The organism is Acetobacter sp. AAB5 (assembly GCF_050106715.1).
GTDB classification, from domain to species: Bacteria; Pseudomonadota; Alphaproteobacteria; order Acetobacterales; family Acetobacteraceae; genus Acetobacter; species Acetobacter oryzifermentans.
This window is the reverse complement of sequence record NZ_JBNIEW010000008.1, coordinates 90,965-114,500: the sequence shown is the minus strand read 5'-3', so window position 1 is coordinate 114,500 and position 23,536 is coordinate 90,965. Positions and strand designations below refer to the sequence as shown.

The 23,536-nt window shown below is 51.3% G+C and carries 23 protein-coding genes and 1 riboswitch; of the genes, 11 read left to right on the top strand and 12 right to left on the bottom strand.

Going from position 1 to position 23,536, the window contains the following annotated elements:
* The first annotated feature begins 9 nt into the window (after window positions 1-9).
* Both cobT and cobS read left to right on the top strand, forming a co-directional pair.
* Window positions 10-1,059, top strand: a complete 1,050-nt coding sequence (gene cobT, locus ACP7IZ_RS09370) for a nicotinate-nucleotide--dimethylbenzimidazole phosphoribosyltransferase (protein WP_426848870.1) — start codon at window positions 10-12, stop codon at window positions 1,057-1,059.
* Window positions 1,056-1,889, top strand: coding sequence for an adenosylcobinamide-GDP ribazoletransferase (gene cobS / locus ACP7IZ_RS09365; RefSeq protein ID WP_426848869.1), 834 nt, complete (start codon window positions 1,056-1,058; stop codon window positions 1,887-1,889). The genes cobT and cobS overlap by 4 nt, the downstream gene beginning before the upstream one ends.
* On the opposite strand, the gene cobD is transcribed toward cobS, so the two are convergent.
* Window positions 1,886-3,004, bottom strand: coding sequence for a threonine-phosphate decarboxylase CobD (cobD, locus tag ACP7IZ_RS09360; protein WP_426848867.1), 1,119 nt, complete (start codon window positions 3,002-3,004; stop codon window positions 1,886-1,888). The two genes, cobS and cobD, sit on opposite strands and share 4 nt — an antisense overlap.
* On the opposite strand from cobD, the gene cbiB reads away from it, so the two are divergent.
* Together cbiB and bluB are read left to right on the top strand one after the other, a co-directional pair.
* Entirely contained in the window at window positions 3,003-3,992 is a 990-nt protein-coding gene (gene cbiB, locus ACP7IZ_RS09355) for an adenosylcobinamide-phosphate synthase CbiB (protein WP_426848866.1), read from the top strand. The genes cobD and cbiB overlap by 2 nt on opposite strands.
* Complete coding sequence (bluB, locus tag ACP7IZ_RS09350) at window positions 3,989-4,627, top strand: 5,6-dimethylbenzimidazole synthase (RefSeq protein ID WP_426848865.1); 639 nt, start codon at window positions 3,989-3,991, stop codon at window positions 4,625-4,627. The genes cbiB and bluB overlap by 4 nt, the downstream gene beginning before the upstream one ends.
* A gap of 14 nt (window positions 4,628-4,641) precedes the next feature.
* Here the strand turns inward: bluB and ACP7IZ_RS09345 are convergent, their stop codons facing one another.
* The 7 genes from ACP7IZ_RS09345 to ACP7IZ_RS09315 all read right to left on the bottom strand — a co-directional run bounded on the left by ACP7IZ_RS09345 (window position 4,642) and on the right by ACP7IZ_RS09315 (window position 13,844).
* Window positions 4,642-6,162, bottom strand: coding sequence for a cobyric acid synthase (locus ACP7IZ_RS09345; RefSeq protein WP_426848901.1), 1,521 nt, complete (start codon window positions 6,160-6,162; stop codon window positions 4,642-4,644).
* A gap of 14 nt (window positions 6,163-6,176) precedes the next feature.
* On the bottom strand, window positions 6,177-6,803 hold the full coding sequence (gene cobO, locus ACP7IZ_RS09340; RefSeq protein ID WP_426848900.1) for a cob(I)yrinic acid a,c-diamide adenosyltransferase: 627 nt from the start codon (window positions 6,801-6,803) through the stop codon (window positions 6,177-6,179).
* Window positions 6,800-7,414, bottom strand: a complete 615-nt coding sequence (locus ACP7IZ_RS09335) for a histidine phosphatase family protein (RefSeq protein WP_426848864.1) — start codon at window positions 7,412-7,414, stop codon at window positions 6,800-6,802. The genes cobO and ACP7IZ_RS09335 overlap by 4 nt, the downstream gene beginning before the upstream one ends.
* A gap of 110 nt (window positions 7,415-7,524) precedes the next feature.
* Window positions 7,525-8,886: a cobyrinate a,c-diamide synthase gene (locus ACP7IZ_RS09330; RefSeq protein ID WP_426848863.1), complete on the bottom strand. Its 1,362-nt coding sequence runs from the start codon at window positions 8,884-8,886 to the stop codon at window positions 7,525-7,527.
* On the bottom strand, window positions 8,883-12,347 hold the full coding sequence (gene cobN, locus ACP7IZ_RS09325; RefSeq protein WP_426848862.1) for a cobaltochelatase subunit CobN: 3,465 nt from the start codon (window positions 12,345-12,347) through the stop codon (window positions 8,883-8,885). The genes ACP7IZ_RS09330 and cobN overlap by 4 nt, the downstream gene beginning before the upstream one ends.
* Window positions 12,348-12,366: 19 nt before the next feature.
* Window positions 12,367-13,419, bottom strand: coding sequence for a cobalamin biosynthesis protein CobW (gene cobW, locus ACP7IZ_RS09320; protein ID WP_426848861.1), 1,053 nt, complete (start codon window positions 13,417-13,419; stop codon window positions 12,367-12,369).
* The gene (locus ACP7IZ_RS09315) at window positions 13,416-13,844 is read right to left on the bottom strand and encodes a DUF1636 family protein (protein WP_426848860.1); all 429 of its coding nucleotides are present in this window, start codon (window positions 13,842-13,844) and stop codon (window positions 13,416-13,418) included. The genes cobW and ACP7IZ_RS09315 overlap by 4 nt, the downstream gene beginning before the upstream one ends.
* Window positions 13,845-14,024: 180 nt before the next feature.
* A riboswitch (cobalamin riboswitch) is annotated at window positions 14,025-14,258 on the bottom strand.
* Between the two features lie 154 nt (window positions 14,259-14,412).
* Between ACP7IZ_RS09315 and ACP7IZ_RS09310 the strand changes: the two genes are divergently transcribed.
* The 3 genes from ACP7IZ_RS09310 (at window position 14,413) to ACP7IZ_RS09300 (ending at window position 17,937) form a co-directional block, all read left to right on the top strand.
* A complete protein-coding gene (locus ACP7IZ_RS09310; protein WP_426848859.1) occupies window positions 14,413-14,931 on the top strand; it encodes a MarR family winged helix-turn-helix transcriptional regulator in 519 nt (172 codons plus the stop codon).
* Window positions 14,921-17,176, top strand: coding sequence for an FUSC family protein (locus ACP7IZ_RS09305; RefSeq protein WP_426848858.1), 2,256 nt, complete (start codon window positions 14,921-14,923; stop codon window positions 17,174-17,176). Before ACP7IZ_RS09310 ends, ACP7IZ_RS09305 begins: the two co-directional genes overlap by 11 nt.
* 137 nt (window positions 17,177-17,313) lie before the next feature.
* Window positions 17,314-17,937 (top strand): acetate uptake transporter, encoded by a 624-nt coding sequence (locus ACP7IZ_RS09300; protein WP_426848857.1) that lies wholly within the window; start codon window positions 17,314-17,316, stop codon window positions 17,935-17,937.
* A 56-nt stretch (window positions 17,938-17,993) separates the two neighbouring features.
* Here ACP7IZ_RS09300 and ACP7IZ_RS09295 read toward each other — a convergent pair whose 3' ends face one another.
* Window positions 17,994-19,013 carry an enoyl-CoA hydratase/isomerase family protein gene (locus ACP7IZ_RS09295; protein ID WP_426848855.1) on the bottom strand — a complete coding sequence of 340 codons (1,020 nt, stop codon included), beginning with the start codon at window positions 19,011-19,013 and terminating at the stop codon, window positions 17,994-17,996.
* Window positions 19,014-19,078: 65 nt separating this feature from the next.
* On the opposite strand from ACP7IZ_RS09295, the gene ACP7IZ_RS09290 reads away from it, so the two are divergent.
* Together ACP7IZ_RS09290 and ACP7IZ_RS09285 are read left to right on the top strand one after the other, a co-directional pair.
* Window positions 19,079-19,582: a flavin reductase gene (locus ACP7IZ_RS09290; RefSeq protein WP_006117307.1), complete on the top strand. Its 504-nt coding sequence runs from the start codon at window positions 19,079-19,081 to the stop codon at window positions 19,580-19,582.
* A gap of 40 nt (window positions 19,583-19,622) precedes the next feature.
* A complete protein-coding gene (locus ACP7IZ_RS09285) occupies window positions 19,623-19,772 on the top strand; it encodes a hypothetical protein (RefSeq protein ID WP_162853393.1) in 150 nt (49 codons plus the stop codon).
* Window positions 19,773-19,791: 19 nt separating this feature from the next.
* Here ACP7IZ_RS09285 and ACP7IZ_RS09280 read toward each other — a convergent pair whose 3' ends face one another.
* Genes ACP7IZ_RS09280 through ACP7IZ_RS09270 form a run of 3 tightly spaced genes read right to left on the bottom strand, consistent with a single transcriptional unit; the run spans window position 19,792 to window position 22,294 of the window.
* Window positions 19,792-20,586: a metal ABC transporter permease gene (locus ACP7IZ_RS09280; RefSeq protein WP_426848854.1), complete on the bottom strand. Its 795-nt coding sequence runs from the start codon at window positions 20,584-20,586 to the stop codon at window positions 19,792-19,794.
* Complete coding sequence (locus tag ACP7IZ_RS09275; RefSeq protein ID WP_426848853.1) at window positions 20,586-21,392, bottom strand: metal ABC transporter ATP-binding protein; 807 nt, start codon at window positions 21,390-21,392, stop codon at window positions 20,586-20,588. Before ACP7IZ_RS09275 ends, ACP7IZ_RS09280 begins: the two co-directional genes overlap by 1 nt.
* Window positions 21,392-22,294, bottom strand: coding sequence for a metal ABC transporter solute-binding protein, Zn/Mn family (locus ACP7IZ_RS09270; protein WP_426848852.1), 903 nt, complete (start codon window positions 22,292-22,294; stop codon window positions 21,392-21,394). Before ACP7IZ_RS09270 ends, ACP7IZ_RS09275 begins: the two co-directional genes overlap by 1 nt.
* A gap of 130 nt (window positions 22,295-22,424) precedes the next feature.
* Between ACP7IZ_RS09270 and ACP7IZ_RS09265 the strand changes: the two genes are divergently transcribed.
* Both ACP7IZ_RS09265 and ACP7IZ_RS09260 read left to right on the top strand, forming a co-directional pair.
* Window positions 22,425-22,988 carry a Fur family transcriptional regulator gene (locus ACP7IZ_RS09265; protein WP_426848851.1) on the top strand — a complete coding sequence of 188 codons (564 nt, stop codon included), beginning with the start codon at window positions 22,425-22,427 and terminating at the stop codon, window positions 22,986-22,988.
* A gap of 188 nt (window positions 22,989-23,176) precedes the next feature.
* On the top strand, window positions 23,177-23,530 hold the full coding sequence (locus tag ACP7IZ_RS09260; protein WP_426848850.1) for a hypothetical protein: 354 nt from the start codon (window positions 23,177-23,179) through the stop codon (window positions 23,528-23,530).
* The last annotated feature ends 6 nt before the right edge of the window (window positions 23,531-23,536 follow it).

Here is a 23,536-nt window from a genome sequence, read left to right as displayed (position 1 = left end):
ATCAACGGCATGCCATCATCTCCTTCTTTTTCTAACGCGCCACTCTGCCTTGGTTCCATGCAGGAACTCAGAAGCCTGTGTAGCAACCTGCCGCAGACAGATAAGATGGCCCAAAACGCCATTGCCCAGCGTGAACAACAGCTTACCAAGCCAGAAGGTAGCCTCGGCCGCCTTGAAGAACTTACAAGCTGGCTAGGGGGGTGGCAGAAACGTGCCACACCAAAGCTGGAAAATGTGCAGGTTTTGGTTTTTGCAGGAAACCACGGCGTAACGCAGCAAGGAATCTCCCCTTGGCCTTCTGATGTTACAGCTCAAATGGTCAGCAATTTCCGTAACGGAGGGGCTGCCATCAACCAGATAGCCAAAACAGTTGGCGCATCCTTACACGTTATTCCTGTGCATGATCTGCAACCTACGGCCGATTTTACGCATGCGGCTGCTATGACAGAGCAGAATTTTTTGCAAGCTGTCGCACTTGGCTACAACGCCGTTTCATCCCACTGTGATCTCTTGTGCTTGGGGGAAATGGGTATTGGGAACACCACTGCCGCAGCCACTTTGACAGCAGCTTTGTTTAAGGAACGCGGCATCATCTGGGCCGGACGCGGCACCGGTGCGGATGATGCAGGATTGGAACGTAAAGCAGCAGTTATTGACGCAGCGCTTAGCCTGCATCGGCAAGCATGTTCTGATCCCTTAGAAGCGGCGCGCTGTGTTGGCGGATACGAACTGGCAGCCACATTGGGCGCCACATTGGCTGCCAGGCATAAAAGCGTACCTGTTCTGTTAGATGGCTTTGTTTGCACGGCGGCGGCTGCACCTCTTGCACGCTTGCACCCTGATGGGCTGGCCCATACCTGCCTTTCACATTGCGCGACCACAACAGGACAAACGCATCGCCTTGCCTCTTATGTGAATCTAGAACCTCTTTTGGGATTGGGCCTCAGGTTAGGAGAAGGTTCCGGCGCAGCGCTTGCAGTTTCTATCATACGGGCAGCGCTTGCCTGCCACACAGGTATGGCTACTTTTGCAGAAGCCGCTGTAAGCCAGAAAACATGACCTCTTCTGGCCGCCTTTTCATACCAGATACATTACGCTTACATCTGGCCTGTGGTGTTGGGCTTCTTACCCGCATACCTGTTGGCTGGCTGTTGCCACCTGCTTACAAAAACAGTTCCGCTCCTTGGCCCTTGGCGCAATCCATCTGGTGCTGGCCTCTTATTGGCGCAGGCATTGGAATATGTACCGGTGGCCTGTCCGCAATATTACAATGTAGCCATATTCCGCCCCTGGCAGCCGCAGGCTTAGCTTTAGGGATGCAAATTCTTGTAACAGGCGGCCTACATGAAGATGGCTTGGCCGATACCGCGGATAGCTCCGGCGGCATGACACCTGAACGCAAGCTGGAAATTATGCGTGACAGCCGCATTGGAAGTTACGGTGTTCTGGCTTTATGTTTGGCAATCTTAATACGCGCGGGCGTGCTTTCATCTATACATTCCATCGCACTGGCTTGCCTGATATGTGGCATTGCTGGCTGCCTGGCACGTGGCGCATTTTTGGTTGTTACAAAAACAATTCCACCGGCCCGGCCTGATGGTCTGGCACGATCACTTTACCCTCTGGCGCAGCGCAATCTAACAATTGCTTTGGCGGGAATAATCTGTCTTTGCATTTTACTGACAGTATTTTTAACGCCAGCACCGCTTACGGTAGCAGGTTTGCTGACATTGATAGCTTTTCCTATTCTACTGGCTTTGGCGGTAGCTTTGCTGATAGCCCGATATGCACAACGCAAACTTGGTGGCTACACAGGTGATATTCTGGGTGCCTGCGCCGTTATAACCGAATGTACGATCATGACGGCATTATCTGCGCTTTTTTATTAAAGCGTATGCCAAGCCTGCAAAGCTGCTTCTAACCTGCGCCATTGCACCTCGGAAGCTGGTAACCCCATACGCAGCCAGTGCGCATTATAAGGAAAAATCCGGGTTACGATACCTTGCTGACAAAGATGCTGCCATAAGTCTGCTGCGCGTTCACATTCTACCAACTCAAACAAAACAGCTTGGCCTTTATGGCTTAAGCCCGCTTTAGTCAGCAATTTTTTCAGGCGTGAACTGGCAGCATACAGTTTGCTTGATGTCTGTTTTAACCATTCCTTATCCTGTAAGGCTTGGCACCCAACTGCCAGCGCAATGGTGCTAACGGGCCATGATCCTAACAAATCTCGTGCATATGCAGCCATACTGGGTTGAGCCAACAAAAACCCAAGCCTTACCCCGGGCAATCCATAAGTTTTTCCAAAAGAGCGTAAAACCAACAAAGCTGGATGCGGCAAGGCAGATGCAACACTCTGACCAGTAATATCTGCGAAAGCCTCATCCACCACCAACCAGCTTCCTGCTGCCTGACAGATATTGGCCAGATCCAGCAAGTGCGAGGCCCCTATCAAACGCCCATCAGGGTTATTGGGGTTACAGACAATACATACCGTGTTTTTTAGCTGTGCCGCCAACTGTAGCTGAGCGAAATCAGGCACCTCGGATACCGGAATACCGTTCTGTTTCCATGCCTGCATATGTCCGGAATAAGTGGAGCCTAATATGCACGCTCGTTCTGCCTTTAGCACCCTTGGCAACAAAGCAATCAAGCTCTGGCTTCCTCCACCTGCAACCACCATGCTGGGGTCAGAAACACCATATGCTGTCGCAGCCGCCATCTGTAGCGCAGCTTCTTCTGCCTCCTCCGGTAATGTATGCAAAGCAGATAGATCAGGCAGTTTTGCCGGATAAGCAAAAGGGCTGATACCTGTAGAAAGGTCTACAAATGGTTGCGGTGCGTTTGCAAACATCTGCATAACTTTTTGCACCTGCCCCCCATGTGCAGGAATATGGCTTGATGCTGGTGAAGATTTTGAAGGCAACACAGAAACCGCAGGCGCCTGTTGCGGCGGATACCCCTTGCCTTCTTGCCGCTTTTCCCGCACGCCTGCATCTGCCATGCTGCTTTATCCTTTTTCTATAACCCTGCCCGTTGCCGCCATGGCTGCGGGGCTGGAAGCCTTGTGCGGATATCCTGCACCGCTGTTTGCTGCAATAAGCCACCCTGTTGTGTGGATTGGCTTCTTGATAAACAGGCTGGAGCGGACGTTCAACAGGCCAGAGTGGTCAGATACAGCACGCCGGATATCCGGTTTTTTCGCGCTGTTGCTGCTTGTCGGTATTCCCGTCGGGCTTACGATATTTATACTCCATATCGGTTATATGTTTCTGCCGCCGCTTTTCATGCTTGGTGTGCAAGCTGTAGCGGCCTGTACACTGGTGGCCCAGAAATCTTTGTGGGTGCATGTCAAAGCAGTTGCCACAGCACTTCAACAGGCCGGATTAGAAGGTGGCCGCACAGCTGTAAGCCAAATTGTGGGGCGAGATACATCCGTACTGGATGAAACCGGCGTTGTGCGTGCCGCACTGGAAAGTCTGGCAGAAAACTTCTCCGACGGCATTGTCGCGCCCTTATTTTGGACTGCACTGCTCGGCTTGCCCGGAACTGTATTTTACAAAGCCATCAACACGGCAGACAGCATGATCGGCCATCTTAACCCACGTTATGCTGCATTTGGCATGGCTGCTGCCAAAATGGATGATCTCATTAACCTGCCAGCTTCCCGCTTGGCCGCTTTGTGTATCCTGCTATCCACACGCCCCACCCAGTGGCGCACGATTTGGTCCACTGTGTGGCGAGATGCCAGCCGCCATCGCTCCCCTAATGCTGGATGGCCTGAAACAGCTCTGGCCACTGCCCTTGGCGTAAAGTTTGGGGGCCCCCGCAATTATGCAGGAACTGTGGTTGATGATGGGTGGATTGGAGAAGGCACCACAACTGCCACCCTACATGATCTGGAGCGCGGCCTTATCCTTTACCGCAGGGCTTGTGGTATTCTGATAGGTGGGTTGCTGCTGGCCGCTATTGGCTGCATGATAAAGGCATGACAGCACCTTTTTTCTCACCTTCTTTTCAGAACCAATTAGAGCAACTGCTTATATGGCGGCGGGATGTGCGGCATTTTCGTACAACACCCGTGCCAACACCTGTATTGGATGAACTGCTGGAAACAGCCTGCTTGGCACCCTCAGTCGGGTTAAGCGAGCCATGGCGTTTTGTGCTGGTAAATGATTCCAGCCGCCGCGATGCCATCCGCAAGAACTTTATGCGCAGCAATACGCAAGAACTGGAGGGGCGAGAAGGAAAAGACGCCCAGCGTTATGCGCGGCTAAAACTTGCCGGGCTGGATGATGCCCCTCACCATATAGCTGTATTTTGTGAGACCAATCCTCAACAGGGACGTGGGCTTGGACGGGCTACCATGCCACAAACCACCACATGGTCTGCCGTTATGGCCATTCACACTTTTTGGTTGGCTGCTACGGCCCACGGCGTTGGGGTAGGATGGGTTTCTATCCTTAACCCACAGGAAGCGCATGCGACTTTAAGCGTAGAGCCCAACTGGCAGTTTCTGGCTTACCTATGTGTTGGTTTTCCAGAACAACATGCCAATACACCAGAGCTTGAACGCCGTGGGTGGGAAAAACGTAACCCTGCAAGAAGACGGTGGATTCAGCGTTAAAGTATTTGTCGTTTTTAAATACCAGTCGGCACAGTAGCCAACTGCAACAAGGCATCTAGATCAATGTGCTGTTCCAGATGGTTTGCCAACGCATCCAGCGCTTGTTCTACACTCTGATCATGCCGCGCTGGCAAATCTGCCCCGGCAGCATGCCATATGCCACCTGGTTGAAATGCAGCCCCACCTACACGTGCAAGCAAAGCCATACGCGCAGCCCGGTGGTTAAAAATGCCATGCAGATAAGTGCCCCATACATGCCCATTTGCAGAAACAGCACCTTCGGGATGGTTATCCATGTATATCAAGGGGCTTTGGCAATCAGGCCCTGTTGTTTGGCCCACATGCATTTCGTATCCAGCAACTTTACTGCCTTCTGCCGCCAGTTTTCCTTCCTTGTGTTCCAAACTTTTATCTCGGCTTAAAACTGTATCAATTTTTAACAGCCCCAACCCTGCCGTCTGTCCTACAGCACCTTCTGTTCCATAAGGATCAGCCACCGTAGAACCCAACATCTGATAGCCACCACAAATACCCATCACATAGCCGCCATTGGCTGCATGCTCTGCAATCTGCTTGTCCCATTTCTGTTCTTTCAAACAAGCAAGATCAGATAATGTCGCTTTCGATCCCGGCAATATAATCAGGTCGCATTCAGGCAAAGGCTCGCCACGTTTAACCAAGATAAGGTGCACACCGGGTTCTGCATACAGTGGGTCCAGATCATCAAAATTGGCGATCATCGGCAAATGAGGTACAACAACACGTAGCGGCGCATTCTGATCTAATTTTGCTTTTGAGTGCCTTACTGCATGTGCAAGTTTTTCATCCAGATCTGCGGCATCTTCTGCGGGCAGGGTTCTCACCTCTGGCAAATCCGGCACAAGCCCTAACGGCTGCCACCCTGTACGTTCGGCAATAAACTGCATGCCATCGGCAAACAGTGTTGGATCACCCCGCATACGGTTTACAATAAACCCTTTGATCCGTTGGGCATCTTTCTTACTTGTAACAACTTGTGTGCCCACAAGGCTGGCAATCACTCCGCCTCTATCTATATCTCCCACAAGCACAACCGGAGCGTTTACAGCTTCTGCAAACCCCATATTGGCAATATCATGTGCCCGTAAATTTACTTCAGAAGCAGACCCAGCACCCTCTACCAAAACCAAATCTGCCTTTGCGGCAAGTTTTGCAAAGCTTTGCAAAACGGCTGGCATTAAAAGTGCTTTTCGGTTCTGATAATCCCGCGCTTGCACTGTTTCTTCAATCTGCCCCCGCACAACAAGCTGTGCGCCTGTCTCACCCTGTGGTTTGAGCAAAACTGGGTTCATATCAACACTTGCAGGTACCCCACAGGCACGTGCCTGCAAAGCTTGAGCACGCCCAATTTCACCACCATCCCATGTTACAGCGGCATTATTGGACATATTCTGCGGTTTAAACGGCAAAACCCGCAGCCCACGCCGGGTAAAGGCTCGCGCAAGACCTGCAACGAGTGTTGATTTTCCGACACTAGACCCTGTGCCCTGCACCATCAGAACACGGGCACTCAAAACTCTATGCCTTCCTGCGCTTTTACACCCGCTTTGAAATGATGTTTCACCACTGTCATTTCAGTTACCAAATCAGCCGCTTCCAGCATGGCTTCCTTGGCATTGCGGCCTGTTACGGCAACATGCAAGCCTGCCGGGCGCGCTGCAATATCTGCAAGAACTTGCTCCATAGGTAGGTAATCATACCTTAGTGCGATGTTCAGTTCATCCAAGATCACCAACCCAACATCTGGGTTTCCCAACGCTTGTTGAGCGACATGCCATGCACGTTGGCATGCAGCAATGTCCCGCGCCTTATCCTGCGTTTCCCACGTAAAACCTTCACCCAACGCGTGCCATTCTACCAAAGCCTCAAAGCGTTCCAGCGCTTTGCGTTCTCCCGTATGCCATGCCCCTTTGATAAACTGCACCACAACAACACGCCGGCCATACCCCAACATCCGCAAAGCCAGACCAAACGCCGCAGTAGATTTTCCTTTTCCGGAACCTGTATTTACAATCAACAGGCCTTTTTCCACTGTTTTGCTGGCAACTTCTTTATCCTGCACAGCTTTGCGTTTTTGCATTTTGGTACGATGATGCTCTGCATCCTGTAATAATGCTGGCTTTTGCGGATCTATCATACCTGGCACGGCTCTTCCTTTTTATGATGTGTCAAAAAATCTGTTTGAGTTGAAGCAAGTTCGTTCTTTTCACCCACCATAAACAGGCGCGCAAAGCCTTGCGGCATGGAAGGTGCGAGAAGGTGCGGTTTATACCCACCGGCAAAAGCGCTCAAAAGCCGCAATGGTCCTCCATGCGATAATACGCACACATTTTCTTCACGTTGGCGCACTTCGCGCCAGAAGCTCTGAATCCTCTGGTACAGATCTTGCCCGCTTTCACCTTCTGGCGGTGCAAAACCTTCTGGATTTTGGGCCCATTCATCCAGCAATGTGCGATCTATGTCCTGCCAACGCACACCTTCCCACCGGCCAAAATTCAATTCTGCCAATCGGTGATCCACGCGTAGTTCCATACCAGCACTTTGCGCCAAACGCTGCGCCATCTGCCAGCACCTTTGTGCAGGAGAGCTATATAACACCTGGCAAACAGCACCCTTAGCCAGAACAGAAAGCCCAGAAACAATACTCTCCCACCCTGGGCTAAGGGCAACATCCTGCCTGCCGTAACAAACACCCTGCGCAATCTGAACAGGAGCATGCCTTACCAGCAACACGGGAAAAGATCGCATTTCAATATCTCCTTCTCACCGCCTGCCCCGGCTTTATCAGGACGGCAGAACACTTTGTGCATACCTTGTTATCACACAACTTTCCGCGTTCGTTTTTGCATATGCTCTTTTCATAAAGAGGAAGAGTTCAAAATATTCTGATTGGAACGCCGTGCCAGAACATGAAAGAATGACCCAGAAACCAAGCCACGCTGGCCACCACATGCACCAAGGGACGTACCATCCCCTGCTGCCAGATCTGCCAATGGCGCGTCCTCACCTTTATCCGTGACTGTTGCATAATGGAATTCGTGCCCACGTAAACGTGTGCCTGCGTGGCCCAAAACATTATCTGTCAGCAACGTGGCCTCACGATAGCCTAAGTGCAATTTTCGACGCGCGAAGGACGTTACATGTCCTAGCAAACCTGCCATAGCATGTGTCTGCCCCTGCGCATCTTCCAACGCACAGCCCAAAACCATGTAGCCTCCGCACTCCCCATGTACAGGGTTCTTAAGCGCAAAATCCTGTAAGCCTTTTTTAAAATGCTCTGCTTGCGCAATCTGGCCTGCATAAAGTTCTGGATACCCCCCAGGTAACCAACAGGCATCACAAGAGGCATCTGGCGCCTGATCGGCCAGTGGAGAAAACGGAACCAACTCCGCACCCATTTTTCTCCAAAACAAAGAAAGATGCCCATATAAAAACGAAAAAGCAGCATCATCTGCCACGGCAATACGTTGGCCCGGAGGCGGAATGCATGCTTCTGCCAGAGATACTGGATCAGCCTTCTGTTCCGCCAGAGGGGCTGCTGCTTCCAGAACAGCATCCAGATTCAGTTCACGTTCTGCCTTATCTGCAAGATCTGATAACCACCCTGCCAGATTGCCGTGCTCACGCGCTTGCACCAATCCTAAATGCCGCTCTGGCAGTACCTCACCCTTCTGGCGCATGAGCGCCCCACAAACAGGCAGGTCTGCCATAGCCACGGCAGAGCGCGCCAAACGCTCATGCCGTTCGGATGCCACACGGTTGAGTACAACACCACGCACCTGCACAGCATCAGACCACCGCGCAAAGCCCTGTGCAATCGGCCCAACAGATTGCCCTTGCCCAGAAACATCCAGCACCAGCAAAACAGGAATACCAAATAGTGCTGCAATATCAGAAGGCGCACCGCGTGCACCCTTTGGGGCCATTAATCCATCAAACAACCCCATTGCAGATTCCACCACAACCACGTCTACATCTTTGGCAGCGGCATTCATGATACCAGCCAGCAAATTTGCAGGCATGCACCAGCTATCCAAATTAAGAGGTGGCCGATGTGTGATAGCCGCATGAAAAGCGGGATCTATATAATCTGGGCCAGTTTTAACGGCCCCTACCCGTAATCCTCGGCGTTGAAAAGCCGCCAGCAATGCGAGTGTAACCGTTGTTTTGCCACCGCCAGAACGAGGGGCGGCAACCATAATAACACGAGGGGCTGTCATGCCTCATTTTCCTCATCCAGAACACAGGCCACACTATTCCCCTGTGGGTGCCACAAACCTCGCCGCCATACGTCGGCAAACCGTGCACGCATAGCTTCCCGCGCTGCTGGGTTTTCCTGTTTTAAAAATGCATCACACGCGGCATTTCCCAATGTTTGGGCAAAAACCAGATCGAATTGCCTATCAAACCGTTGGGGCAATGTGGCTGCAAATCCGTGCAATGCATCTAACCCGCGCGCCATTTCTGCCGCACCCGCGTATCCGTGCTGCTGCATACCTTCAATCCATTGCGGGTTAGCCAACCGTCCGCGCACAATACGCGCCACTTCCTGCGCTGCTGTTCGCAACCGTGGCATATCTGGCCGAGATGTATCACCATGCAATACGGTTGGTGTTGCGCCCAATGTAGCGGCCGCAGCAGAAAGGCCACCTTCATGCGCAGCTATATCCGGGCTTTCCAAAATATCGGTTTCAGCATTGTCCTGCACATGCAGCACAGCTTCTGCTTGCCCCACCAAATTGGAAAGAGCCTGCATATCCTGCTGCCCATCTCGTCCACCACCATATGTCCATGATGAACCTTCCAGCCAAGCTGCTCCAAGTTCCTGCGTATGAGCCCAAGATCCCGCATTCAGCCGTTCCTCAACGCCTGTGCCGTAATTACCAACCGCAGCACCAAAAATACGAGCCGTAGCCCGCTTTCGGGCCTCTCCTTTCAGCCCTTTGGCAGATGCCGCCAAAGGATTCCATTCGGCAGGTTCATTCCGCTCCGCAACAGCCGCTACAGCCTGATCAAACAGGGCAATCTGATCTGCAAAAGCATCACGAAATAGGCCAGAAACACGCAACGTTACATCTACTCTTGGCCGGTCCAGCACTGGCAAAGGAATAATCTCAAACCCACAAACATGCCCTGTGCCAGCGGTGCGCTGTACTTCTACTCCCATAAGGCGCAAGGCAAGGGCCATATCCTCTCCGCCGGTGCGCAAACTGGCAGAACCCCACATATCCATAATCATATGTGTTAGATGTTCGCCCTGTTCCTGCAAATGCCTTGTCAGCAAAAGCTTTTCCATTTTCTCGGCCAACACCATGGCAGAAGGTGTAGGCAATGCACGAGGGTCCACCGTAAACAGATTGCGCCCTGTAGGCAGCACATCCACCCGCCCACGGGTTGGCGCACCGGCTGGGCCGGGTGCTACAAAACGTCCATCTAATGCAGCAAGCAGGGCCTGTGCCTCTGCTTGCCCGCTTTGCATGATTTTATGCGCCACTTCAGACGTAAAAGCAGTATCCGCCTGCCGCCCACATGCCTGTGCAATAATCTGCACCAGTTTTTTGGAGTGTGCGGCGGGTTTTCCAAAAACATGCAAACCATCACGAATTTGCAGATCTTTTACATCACACAAATAGGCATCAAGCCGCGCAAGTGCTTCTGCCTCATCCATTTCTCCGGGGCGCACGCCGCTTTCAGCCAACACACCCGTACGCACAGCTTTTTCTAAAATATCAGCGCGTAGCAAAGCGCCTCGGCGGGGGTCCAGACCGTCCGCTTCAGCGTATTCATCAATCAGACGTTCGAGTTCCTGCGCATCTACTGAAAGTTCTGCCTGCATGACAGGAGGCGTCATATGGCCGATAATAACAGCACCCAAACGCCGACGCGCAGCTGCGGCCTCACCCGGATTATTGACAATAAACGGATAAATAACCGGCACATCACCTGTCAGCACAACTGGCCCACAGGATGGAGACAGCGCCACAGCCTTACCGGGCAACCATTCCAGCGTGCCATGCGTGCCCAAATGCACCATGGCATCCAGTTTTTTCACATGTTGCAACCACAAATAAAATGCAACGTATGCATGGCATGGAGGTGTGTCTGGATCATGATACAGCGCTTTACGGTCCGCTACTGCCCCTCTATCTGGCTGCACTGCCAGAGAAATATTGCCCAACTGGATGTAACGCTGACAAAACACGCCATCTTTTACATTGGCGTCGTGTTCGGGGTCACCCCATGCGGCAAAAACAGATTTTACAAAATCCGGATCTAAATCCGCCAGAAACTGACGATACAGTTTTGTATCAAGCACAGGCTTTGAACTGCCACCAACAAGTGCTGCGGCAAGAGCCTTTGCATCAGGAACATTTTCTGCTCCTGTATGATAACCTGCCTTATGCAAGAGCGTGAGAATGGAAGATGTAGATGCAAAACCATCTAACCCCACAGCATGCGCTATATGGGCCCCAGATTTTTCGAGCCCTGCACCTGGGTAGTCAGACAGAATAATAGATATTTTTTTGTCTGATTGCGCAATTTTCCGCAATTTAGCCCATGCAATTGCACGGCCTGCCACCAACTTTATACCCGGTTTATAAGGTTCTCTAAATGCAGGCTGTCCGGGCTGTGCATCTTTTCTGAAAGAAATTGGAAATGTTGCAATTGTGCCGTCCAGTTCTGGCAATACCACTTGCATGGCCATATCCGCCCGCGCCAGACCTCGTGGGCTTTCTTGCCACAAAGCCTGTGTGCACCCCGGCTGCAGAAGCTGCAAAATAGGCGCATCGGCTACATCCAATGGTGAAAAACCATTCTGGCTTCGTGCAGAAAAACACGTTGCATCCAGAACAACATCAGGTTTCACACGTTGTAGATAATAGCTTACATCATCAGAAACGTTAGGATCTTTTAAAGATGTAACATACACAATATCTACAGCACAGCCACGTTGCGCCAGTTCTTCTGCCAAACATTCCGGCCCTGCCACATCTCCTACCAGCAAATGCGCGCGATAAAGAAGTATTACTGCTTTTATCTGCACCTGAACTGGCATGCCGGTAGAAGGATAAGAACGATATACGCCCCATGCAGGCAATGCTTTAGGGTGTGTTCCTTTATCTTCCTGCATCCCTGCCAGTGCAGACATAACTTCCAATGCTGCGCAGATGTTATCCGGCCCTCCTTGTTGGAAAAAACCGTTTAACCGCGCATAATATTCTGCAGAAATAGTGGAAAGTTCTGCCAGCCGTCCATCATCTCCGGTATGTACTGCCTGTTCCAACACATCAGAAACAGAACTTTGTGACGTATCACCGGGTAACAAAGCCAGCGGCACGCCTGTTTCACGGCTCCATGCTGCCAGTTCTTCTGCCCCATAACGCCAGTAATCCAAACCACCCAACAGCCGCACCACAACGCAGCGCGCTTTTTGCAATGTAGTTTCAATGTACAAATCGATCGACATAGGGTGGCGTAATCTTGCCAGGCTTGTGACCTGCAAGGTGGGAAGCACTATGCCTTCTTCAGTTTGAGCACGTAGCAAGGCTTCTGCATGGCGCAGGGCCAGAAGATCACTTTCTGTAAAAGAAAGTACAACAAGATCAGCAGAGGGAAGATTGAGATCCTCTGCCATTTCCTGTTCATCGAGCGTCCGGTTTTCCCGCACCAAAAGATGCATAAGCCTACTCCGTCCTTAATCAGGCCGTTACCAAGGTGCCGCCAAGAGCCTTGGCTATGGATGCAGCATCCAGCCCCTTTTGCCCGATCACAACAATGCGGCCTTCTCGTTTTTCGTTAACGGAAAGAGGACGATCAAATTCGTGCCGGAAACGAGCCCCCACACCCTGCACAGCCAAACGCATGGCCTTGCCTGCTACCGCTGCAAAACCTTTCATGCGCAGCACATCATAACGGCGCGCCGTATCCTGCAAGAGCGTTAAAAACTGCTCGACGCTCTGCTGCTCGGGCACGCGCACCACAAAACTTTCAAAGTCATCATGTTCGTGTTCGCCATCCTCTGCATCATGATGAGAAGGTCGCGCAGCTAAGTCTGCTTCTGCCGCTGCCCCAATCCCAAGCAATATGGCTGGGTCTACCTTGCCTTCTGTGGCACGTACAATCTGAACTGGACGCGGTGCCGTGCGGCGGATTTCATCTTCAACATGTGTCAGCGCATCTGCATCCAGCAGATCTGTCTTGTTCAACACCACAAGATCTGCGGCGTTAATCTGATCTTCAAAAACTTCTGCCAATGGGTTGTCATGATCCAAGGAAGGATCTGCCGCACGCTGCTGGGCAATAGCTTCAGGATCATCTGCAAAACGGCCTGCTGCCACTGCTGGTGCATCTACTACCGTTATCACGCCATCAACTGTCATGCGGTTACGCACCGTTGGCCAACCAAAAGCCTTGAGCAATGGTTTAGGCAGTGCCAAACCAGATGTTTCAATAACCACATGTTCCGGTGGGTCAGCCCGATCTAGCAGAGCTTCCATGGTTGGCAGAAAATCATCTGCTACCGTGCAGCATAGGCAACCGTTGGTCAGCTCTACAATGTCATCTTCCTTGCAGCCTTCCACTCCGCATCCGCGCAGGATTTCTCCATCAATGCCAAGAGAACCAAATTCGTTCACCACCACGGCAATACGGTGCCCTGCTGCACGCTGAAGCAGATTACGCAAAAGGGTTGTTTTACCTGCCCCTAAAAAACCAGTGATAATGGTTACAGGCACGCGAGATGCGATTGTCATGAAGGCTCCTGTTCATCATAAAGTTGTGCGGGAACACGCCCCAACACCATATTGGAAAGAGATGCCGGACGGCGCGAAGGCATGACTGTTCCCCGCGCGGACTTTGCATAGAGTTGGGCATAAGCCAGCAGATCTTCTGCTTTTTCTGCACCCAGATGCCCTAATAACCATGTCCAACGCTCTGGCATAGCAATGGCTGCAGTACATCCGCGATCGCAGGCTGCCAAACACTGAACCTGACGCAGCAGAACCGGAGCTTCCTGCCCAGTAGCTTCTGCTTCCTGCACCAAAGCCTGTAAACGTGCATACAGCTGGGCACCCGGCGGTTGATCCATAGCAGGCCCACCACGCCGACACGTGACACACACATGCAAAACAGGACGGTTCTGAGGTGATTTTTGAGAAGAATCGGGGGCTTCGGCCATGCTGTATCCCTGAAATAACCGCCATCCTCAAAGAACAGCTGCTTGATGGGGTGCAGACACCCGGCGCCCCTGCCTCAGAGATAAGCAGAGGAAATATACCCTATGGTACATCTATGCCTGCCGGGCACCCCGCCAGCAGCAACGCCAGAACTTAATAACTAAGGCCCACCAACATGCTTACGCATACTGGCACCAATGGCAGGTTTCCTGGCTTGTACCCACATATACTCCAGCCTAAAGGCCAGAACATAAAACAGCGCTCCCTACCTTCCCAGCCTGCATGCAGACCAGTGGTTGAGGCCCGAAAGCCCTTACGGAACACTATAGGTAACTTACAGTTGCGGGGGCAGCGACGGCCTTGCACCGTTCTTCCCTTTTCATCCCGTAAAGGACACCATTAGCCGGTGCACAATGCGCATAAGCGGCCTTTGCTTTCAACCCGCAGTTTTATGACCTCACAACTTTAAGGCCTGCCATCCGAAACAGGATTGAGGCTTCACGCTAATGTTCCTGTGCTTTGTCGCTTTATTTCCATTATTGACGCGCAAAACAGCTATGTTATATTCGTATGAATATACTTTATATGTCAAATATTCTTTGGCTAACTAATGAGGATTCCATGACTTCTCCACGCGTTCTGCCCACACTGGATGAAACGCGTTTTTCAGACATGGCACTTACCTTCCGTATTATGCGGTTAGCCACAGTCTGGCGTACGCAACTGGACAGGGCCTTGCGCCCGCATGGCATGACATTAGCCAGCATGCGCCCGATGGCTTATTTGATGATGATGCCCGACGGAGCCACGCAAAGTGATCTTGCAGCCGCCATGAACGTGGATTGTTCTGCACTGGTGCGTATTCTGGATTTGCTGGAAAAACAAAAGCTGATCACACGCCAACAAGATATGCAGGACCGGCGCGCCAAAAAGCTTGTACTCACACCGGCGGGGCAAGAAAGATGTGCACTGTTTCACACCATTTCTGCACAGCTTGAACAGAATGTTCGCCAGAACCTCACGAAAGACCAAGTGCGTAGCTTAATTCATGATCTTTCCTGCATGCTGGAAACGCATCATGAACGCTAGATCCGAGCAAAGCAGTCACACACTATCTTCCTTTAACGCTGTATTCTCCCGCTGCTTACCAGCCTTTTTTTCTGATGAAGTGCAGTGGAATGCCTTTAAGGCTACCGCAGGCTATTCTGCCCGCGTCTTTTTATGCATTGGCATTGCCGTTTTTCTGGCGTTCATGTTCCAGCTTCACTCTCCCCTCAGTGCAGCCACAACTGTTCTTATTGTGGCAAATCCAACTGTAGGGGCTATGGTTTCCAAAAGTGTATGGCGTGTTATCGGCACAGTTATTGGTGCCGTTATCAGCATTGGCATTATGGCTGTATTTGTGCAGTCCCCTGTTCTGTATTTTGCGGCTCTTTCTGTTTTTGTAGGAATAGCCTGCATGGTCGCCACGTTCCTGCGCTTTTTTCGCGCCTATGCCGCTGTGCTAACCGGTTATACAATTGTTATTATTGCTGCACCTGCTTTTGCAGACCCAGACAATATTTTTCTTTCTGCAATGGGGCGACTTTCTGCCGTAGTAACCGGCGTGGTGGTAACGGCTTGTGTATTTATGGTAACTAGCCCCCGCAAACCCAGTGCCGTAATGGAAAAACTGGGCAACGCCTTTCGTGATACCATTCTCCACGCAAAAAACTTTCACGCACAGGAAGGTATTTCCTCTCACCCAGCAGAAGATACGGAAAAAGAAAACAATCCTTCCGAAATAACAGATACCACAACCACAGGCACAGCATTCCGTAGCCTGCCGCAACCTCTTTATGATAGTCGCAGCCGCCTTCTGGCAGGTATGGCAGGATTAACACCAGCCATAGAATTTGCCGCAGCAGATGACCCCGATATGCAGGCCCGTATTTCCAACCTGCGTTTGGCACTTAACCGTTTAACCGGGCTTATTGTCAGCTATCACCCTTATTGGCTCAATCTCTCTTTGGTAGATGTGCAATCACGCCCTGTGCATCAGTATGTTGCTGAAACATTAGAGCAGATTCTGCACCTTACAGAACAACCCGGCTGGCTGGAAAACCCAGCCCCGGTTTCTGCCTGCCTGCATGAATGCCTAAAAAATCTGGAACAACTTTCACGCAACAATCCGGCACCCAGTTTACTGGCCACATTGGATAATACCCGTGATATTCTGGTACAGATAGATCTGGCCCTATACGATCTTACAAGCCTGCGCCGCGATCGTGAATCTTCCCATACACGCCAATATCTGGAATGGCCTGTTGCCTTGCGCAATGGTGTGCGCGGCATGTTCATTGCACTTCTGGCTGGCATGCTGTGGTATGTGTTCCACTGGAGCGCAGGCCCTATGCTGATTTTGTATGTAGTCGCCGCATCAAGCCTGCTTTCAACAGCTCCCTCCGCCGGTAAAGCAAGCCCCATGATGGCAACAGGCACCATGTTGGCTGTGCCTATGGGGTTTTTATGCCATTCCCTGTTTCTGCCCCGTATAGATGGCTACCCGCTTTTATGGCTCACTCTCTGCCTGTTTCTACTGCCCGGTGTATGGTTGCAATTTCACCCGCGCTACAGCATTGGTGCATTTGGATATGCAGTGTTTTTCACCATGCTGCTCTCTATTAACAACCCTATTGTTTATAATGATCTGGCGCTCACCAATAACTGGATAACCATGGTGGCAGCCTGCATACTTCTGGTGTTGGTTTTCCGGGTTATTCTGCCGCCAGACCATCGGTTGGATGCTGCTCGGCTGGTTTCTTCCCTTACACGCAGCCTGCAACAACTCGCTCTTTCCCACAGTAACAAGCCCGTGCAATGGATTGCATGGGAAGGCCTCCAACTTCAAAAAATCACACGGCTGATGATGCGTCTTTCCTTTATTCCTTTCGGAATAGACCGGCAGGGATATACAGATGCGGCCTTTGCAACGCTTTCTCTAGGTCGGCTCATTTTACGCCTGCGCTGGAATGCAGAACATACCAAGCTTAATGCGCAGGCCCACGCTGCTCTTGAAAATGCATTAAAAGCCTTTGCCCTATTGCGGCATACCCCACTGGCTACGGCAGATGCTCTGGAACAGGCTGCGGCAATTCTCCATACCACCGCCACAGATCAGGATGGCGCCTCCCTTATGCGGGATAGAACCATCTCCTGCCTCATGCAGGCAGCGGGCATTATCCGCGCCATTCCAGGGTTTTATGACAAATACGGCCCCATCCATCGCTCTGTGGATGAGGTGGGGGCAAATGCCTCTGTTTCTACACTTATGGAGTCTGCTTCTGTGGGATAAAATAAAGAAAAAAGTTTCCTAAAATAAAAGCCATGATGATGAATTTAATTTTATCTGAATTTTCTTATTTATAGAGAACTTCTGTCCTGCCAGTTGCTTAATGCTTAAGTCATCACTCATAACAAGAAGTATCTGGCATGGCATATTCCGACACCTCGCCTCCGGTGACATACCGAAGAGCCAACCCAGCCCCATTAGGCTTAATGGGCTTTGGGTTAACAACCGTTCTTCTCAATTTACATAATGCAGATCTGGTACCCATGGGTTCTGCCATTCTGGCCATGGGGCTAACATTTGGGGGTGTTGCCCAAATTCTGGCGGGAATGCTGGAATATGGTAATGGCAATACCTTCGGCATGACAGCTTTTAGCGCCTACGGTGCTTTCTGGCTTTCGTTCGTGGCGCTTATTGGCCTACCTCATACTGGCATTGTGGATGCCAGCAGCCCTAACCTTGTAGGAAGTTACCTACTTGCGTGGGGATTGTTCACATTTATCATGTTTATTGCCACGCTGCGTGCCTCACGGGCGCATCAGGTTATTTTTCTAAGCCTGACAGTTCTCTTCGCTCTCCTTGCCACGGGTGATATGCTGGCTATGCCAGTTGTTACACAGTTTGCTGGATATGAAGGACTGTTCTGCGGTTTTTCCGCCATCTATCTCGCTGCGGCAGAAATTCTGGAGGAAGCCTTTGGATATGCAGTACTGCCGATTGGCAAACCTGCACCGGCTTCCATCGCTTTCCGAACCGCAGCCGCCTAAACACCCAAAAACATCCTGCCCCGCAGCACAAAATGCTCCGGGGCGACATGTTTGCATTACTTCTCAAAGCAATTTTGAGCTTCCTGCTTATTCACTTCCGCCAAAGTTGGCGGCATCCACGCAGGCTGGTTATCTTTATCAATCAAACGTGCCCGAATCCCCTCTACAAAATCAGGCCGGGCCACCATATGGCGCACCATATTTTCCTCCAGCACAAAAGCTGCATGTAACGAGGAAGCAGCACGTGCCTGGTGCCATCCATACCATGCTACCTGCACAGAAAACGGACAGGCTCGTGATAAAGCTTCAAGATCCTCTTGCGCCTCTTCTGATCCTTCCGCTTTCAATTTTTCAATAACCTGCAAGATATCTGGCGCATCATAACAGGAATCCAGATTTTGCACGTCCAGACTTTCAGGCTGGGAATGAAGGCGGCTGAATACATGCTCTGCACTTTCAACGCTCAACGTTTCTCTTAAATCTGTAAGAGAGTCCGATGAAACCAGAACATCTGCAAACCCCATGGCTATGGCCTCTGCTCCGTTCATACGCCCACCGGTAACAGCACGCCGTAAACCAGAAAAACCAGGCGCACGGGCTAACAACCAGCTTCCTCCGGCATCGGGGGCCAAACCAATAGCCGTTTCCGGCATAGCCAGCACAGATGCTTCCGTAACCACCCGATACCGCACATGGCCACCTAAGCCGATACCGCCCCCCATAGCTACGCCATCTAAAAAGGAAACAATGGGTTTTTTGTAATCTGCCAATAACAGCATCACATCATATACGCGCTTCATCAGTTCATATGCCGCCAATGCCCCTTGGGCTTTAAGACGATCATAAATGGCGCGTAGGTCTCCCCCTGCGCAAAAGGCACGCGGGCTGCTGCTTTCCAGCAGAATGGTATGGACGGAAGGATCATGCCGCCACATTTCCAAAGCGGCTTTTATGCCGTTGGCCATACTGATATCAACGGCATTCAACCGTTTGGGGCGGTCTAAAATAATACGCCCCAGATGCCCTTCCTGCTGCATTGTTACGCCAGATACGACGGAAAGAGTTTGCTCTGTCATTGCTTTCCTCTTTATTTCGTGCACAAACACGCACGGACCATCTTTGATTGATTTAAGGAGAGCAGATGTTGGCTCCGGAGACCAGCGCCTACCGCGATGCCATGGCCCGACTTGGCGCAGCTGTGAACATTGTTACAACAGGAACGCTGGAAAACCCCGTTGGTTTTACGGCCTCCGCAGTGTGTTCCGTAACAGATACCCCACCTACGCTGTTGGTCTGCCTGAACCGTGGAAGCCGTGCCAGACAGGCTTTTCATGAAGGTAGCGCATTATGCGTAAATGTGCTGGCATCTACCCAGCAGCATCTTTCCAACCTTTTTGCCAGCCCCAACTCCATGCAAGAGCGGTTTGCCACTGGGCATTGGAGCGCCTTGGCAACAGGCGCACCTGTACTGGAAGAAGCTGTGGCCTCGTTTGACTGCAAGATCAGCCAGATTGTAGAAGTTGGCACACACAGCGTAATGTTTGGTATTGTGCAAGCGTTACGCACCCATGCAACCGCACATGGGCTTGTTTATTTTAATAGAATGTATCACGCTCTGCCCCATACCCCAGCCCTAAAGCCCTAAAGCCCTAAGGGCTTTAGGCATACAATCAAGGTGTTGAAACATGTCACAGGATTATCATGATGATTATCCAGTAAAAGGGGATGATGACTATATCCCGTTTATTACTGTTAAAGCCCTGATTATCATGCATGTTGTGCTGCTAGCAGTCGTAGCTTTATGGTCTTGGCTGGATTGGTCCTTGCCGCAATAACAAGGATTAGCCAGATTTTTTAGCTACCCCGCAAGCGGCAAAACAGACTGGCGGTTATAAATACACCGCCACCTAACGCTGCAATCCAAAATGCTGTGGGGCAATTGGTGTACCAAGCCAACACCAAACCCAACCAAGCTTCCAGCAACGCAAGTAACGTTGCAACGCCCATTCCCAATAAGGGTGAAAAACCCATACGCAAACTTGCTGCGGCAGGCGCAATCATAAGCGTAAATACCAGCAAGACACCTGTGATCTGGGCACATTGCGCTGTAGCTACGGCAACAATCATGAGAAAAAGAATATCAAGCAGGCGCATATTCACACCCCGCGCCTCTGCCTGCTCTGGCTGAAGTGATGCAAAAAGAAGCGGCCTTGCCACAAATGCCAGCGCTATCAAACAAACTACGGAAAGAACACCCAGCCAGCCTAACATAGAAGACCCGATACCCAGAATATCGCCAAAAAGCAGTGCTGTGGCTGAACTGGCAGAGTGGGTGAGAAAATGCAGGCACAGCGCCCCAAAGCCCATGGCTACAGAAAGCACTAACCCGATTGTTACGTCTCGGCCTACCAGCCTGTCTCCTACCAACCCTATGGCAACACCACCGCCAACAGCACCCAGCCCAAGCCCAAGCAAAGCGGGCTGACCTAACAGAAGGGCAGCGGCGGCTCCGGCAAATCCTACGTGCGAAAGCGCATGACTGGCAAAGCTTTGCCCACGCAAAACAAGAAACCACCCCACAGGCCCACACACCAGCGCCGCCAAAAACGCCGCCAGAAAAGCGGTGCGCATAAATTCATACTCAAGCATCAAGCACTATGCCCCACGCACATACAGGACTGGAGTGACGCCCCACCACCTTCTGCCACAACAAATAATCTGTTTCCCGCCTTAATCACCTCAACCGGTGCGCCGTAAAGTGCACTGAGTGTTTGGGTTGTCATCACATCTTCCACGCGCCCCAGCACTGCCTTGCCATGCGCCATGTAAAGAACATGGTCCATCAACCCCATAAGAGGGTTAATATCATGGGTAGACATGAGCACCGTCATATTCCTATCTCGTGCCAGTGTATGAATACGTTCTGCTGTTTCACGCATACGAGCTGGGTCTAGGCTGGCCAAAGGCTCATCAAGCAACAAGATATGTGGATCATCCAGCAGCGCTTGCGCCAACATAAGCCGCTGCCTTTCTCCCCCGGAAAGAGAGCCTACCGGTCGCCGCGCCAGATCCTGCGCATCTACTGCGGCCAAAGCTGCATCAATATCTGCTCTAGCCTGTTTGCCGTAAAATGGCAGGCCCCATTTCCAGCCCTGCTGCGCGGCGGCAACTGTGCTCCAGCCGCTAAGTTGTGCAGCCACCATAGCGCGCACCTGAGGCATATACCCTATAGGCATACGGCCCTTTTGCACCGGCTGGCCTTCTATCCATATTTGGCCAGCCGAAAGTTTTTCCAACCCCAGAAGAGTTCTAAACAGGGTTGTCTTTCCAGCCCCATTTCCACCCAAAACAGCCACAAAACTGCCCGCAGGAATTGTAAAACTGATATTATCCAGCACTGTTTTTTTCTGGCGTAACAGAGTTACGCCAGCCACTTGCACAGCAGAAGATGACATTACGGCGTGACACCAAGCAAATGCGCAATTTGCGTAAGAGTTGAACTGATCCATATCTGCCAATGCGTATCCTGCGGCATAATTTCCGCTAGCGGCAGAATAGGCACACCTGCTTTATGGGCCAGATCTATCAAACGTTTGCTGGCTGGTTCTTCCACCTGCACATTATAGGCAAGGAGCTGTAGTTTTTTTTGCGCAAGATCCTGCTCAAATGCAGCCACAGCAACAGGTGGAGGTTCAACATCATTCATGATTGCAATCTGGAAGGCATTTTCCTTCATGTCCAAACCAAGGTAACTGGCCAGCGGGGTAAACAGAGGTTCTGTTGCGGCCACAGCCATACCTTGCACATGCGGGCGTAATGCTGCGGCTTGGGCCTGTACGCTGGCAATATCGGCCCCCAACTTCCGCGCCCGCTCAGCATATGCTTTTGCATGCGCTGGATCTGCTTGCTCGCACGCTTTTCCAAATCTTTGAGCAAAATCTGCCACAGCGTTCAGATCATACCATAAATGGGCATTCCCGCCCTCGTGCCACCCGGACCATGTATCTGCACGTACATACCGTGCCTGCGGCAAAGCAGAAGCCTGCACCAAATGATCCATCCAGGCATCGTATCCCGCACCATTGGCCACAACCAACGTAGCATCTGCCACACGACGCGCATCATCCGGTGTAGGAGCATATAAATGCGGATCAACAGCAGGTGATACAAGTATAGATGTCACGTGCATGTCTGGCTCAGCAATCTGCGCAGCCAGATCCCCCCATGTATTTTCTGCTGCCACAACAGACAAAGGGCGTGCGGCCGCACTACCTGTGCCCATGGTTGCAAAACCAAGCACAGCCACCATGCCAAACAACATCCGGCGTGAAGTGCCTTTTGTTTTCATCAATTCCATATGCGTTATCCTGCCATGCTTGAATGCAATGTAATATTATTACATTTTATCAGCTGCACGTCACCTCCTCACCCGCGCAAATTTGGTCTTCACCTCTCAGATCAGTTACGCTAAGAAATACAGAGAACGGATGATGAACATGCCCCACCCTACGTCTTCTTCCACAGCAACCTCAGCCCATGCCTTTCCTGCGCATATTGAGCATCAACTAGATAAAGCTACTGCTCTATGCACCCAACAAGGTGCGCGAATGACGGCCCAGCGCCGTGATGTGCTCGGGCTTATTCTTATGCATGCACGTCCAGTCGGGGCATATGATCTGCTGGAAGAACTTAAAACAGCAGAACGGCGCCCCGCCCCCCCTACTGTATATCGGGCACTAGATTTTCTACTTGAACACGGCCTGATCCACCGTATTGAACGCTTGTCTGCTTTTATTCCCTGCACCAATTTGCGCCATTGTTCTCATACGCATGAGCACTCGGAAGCCTGCTTGCATACGGCCCAGTTTCTCATCTGCCGCAACTGCAAAACCGTAACGGAAATAGCGGATACAACTGTTCTGGAAACCCTGAAACACATTTGCAAAAACGAGGACTTTGTAATTCAGAGCACCTCGGTTGAAGTGGAAGGGCTATGTGCGGAGTGTGCATCCAAACGGCCCACAAAAGAGATCCCTCATCAAGGTGCATAATGGGTCATCATCACCTGTTTTCATTACAGAATACACTACCGGGGCTGCCTCTGCCTTTTGCGAAAGAAAGGCAACGTACACCCCACTCAAAACCACATCATACTCAACAGAAGCGCCGAACCGACGCAAAAGAAACGCAAACGGACTTATTCTCTCTTCCGCTTCTTCCACCCTTACGCACACATTTTTTGCCAGATGAGATCCGTCTGACACGCATACCTTCCTTGGCAGCCACACACGCCAAGGAAGCAGGCAATTTTCTGTATCATATTACTGATGCCCCCGTGGCATCTCTGTTGTTACAAAAAGGGCTTCCCCTAAATAAGCGGCACCCTCTTATGCTGACAGAGCAGAACGGCATTAGTGCGTGGTTGGCAAAGATATCGGAATACATGCACGGCAATGCTTCCGAAAAAGCCGTTATCCTACGGTTGCGCCGTGTCATGGTAGAAGATGCACTTGAGCCTGATCTTGACCATACGGCAGAATTTGCAAGCAACTGCTATCTGCTAAGCGGCAACTTTAATCGTACAATTAGCTAAAAAGGG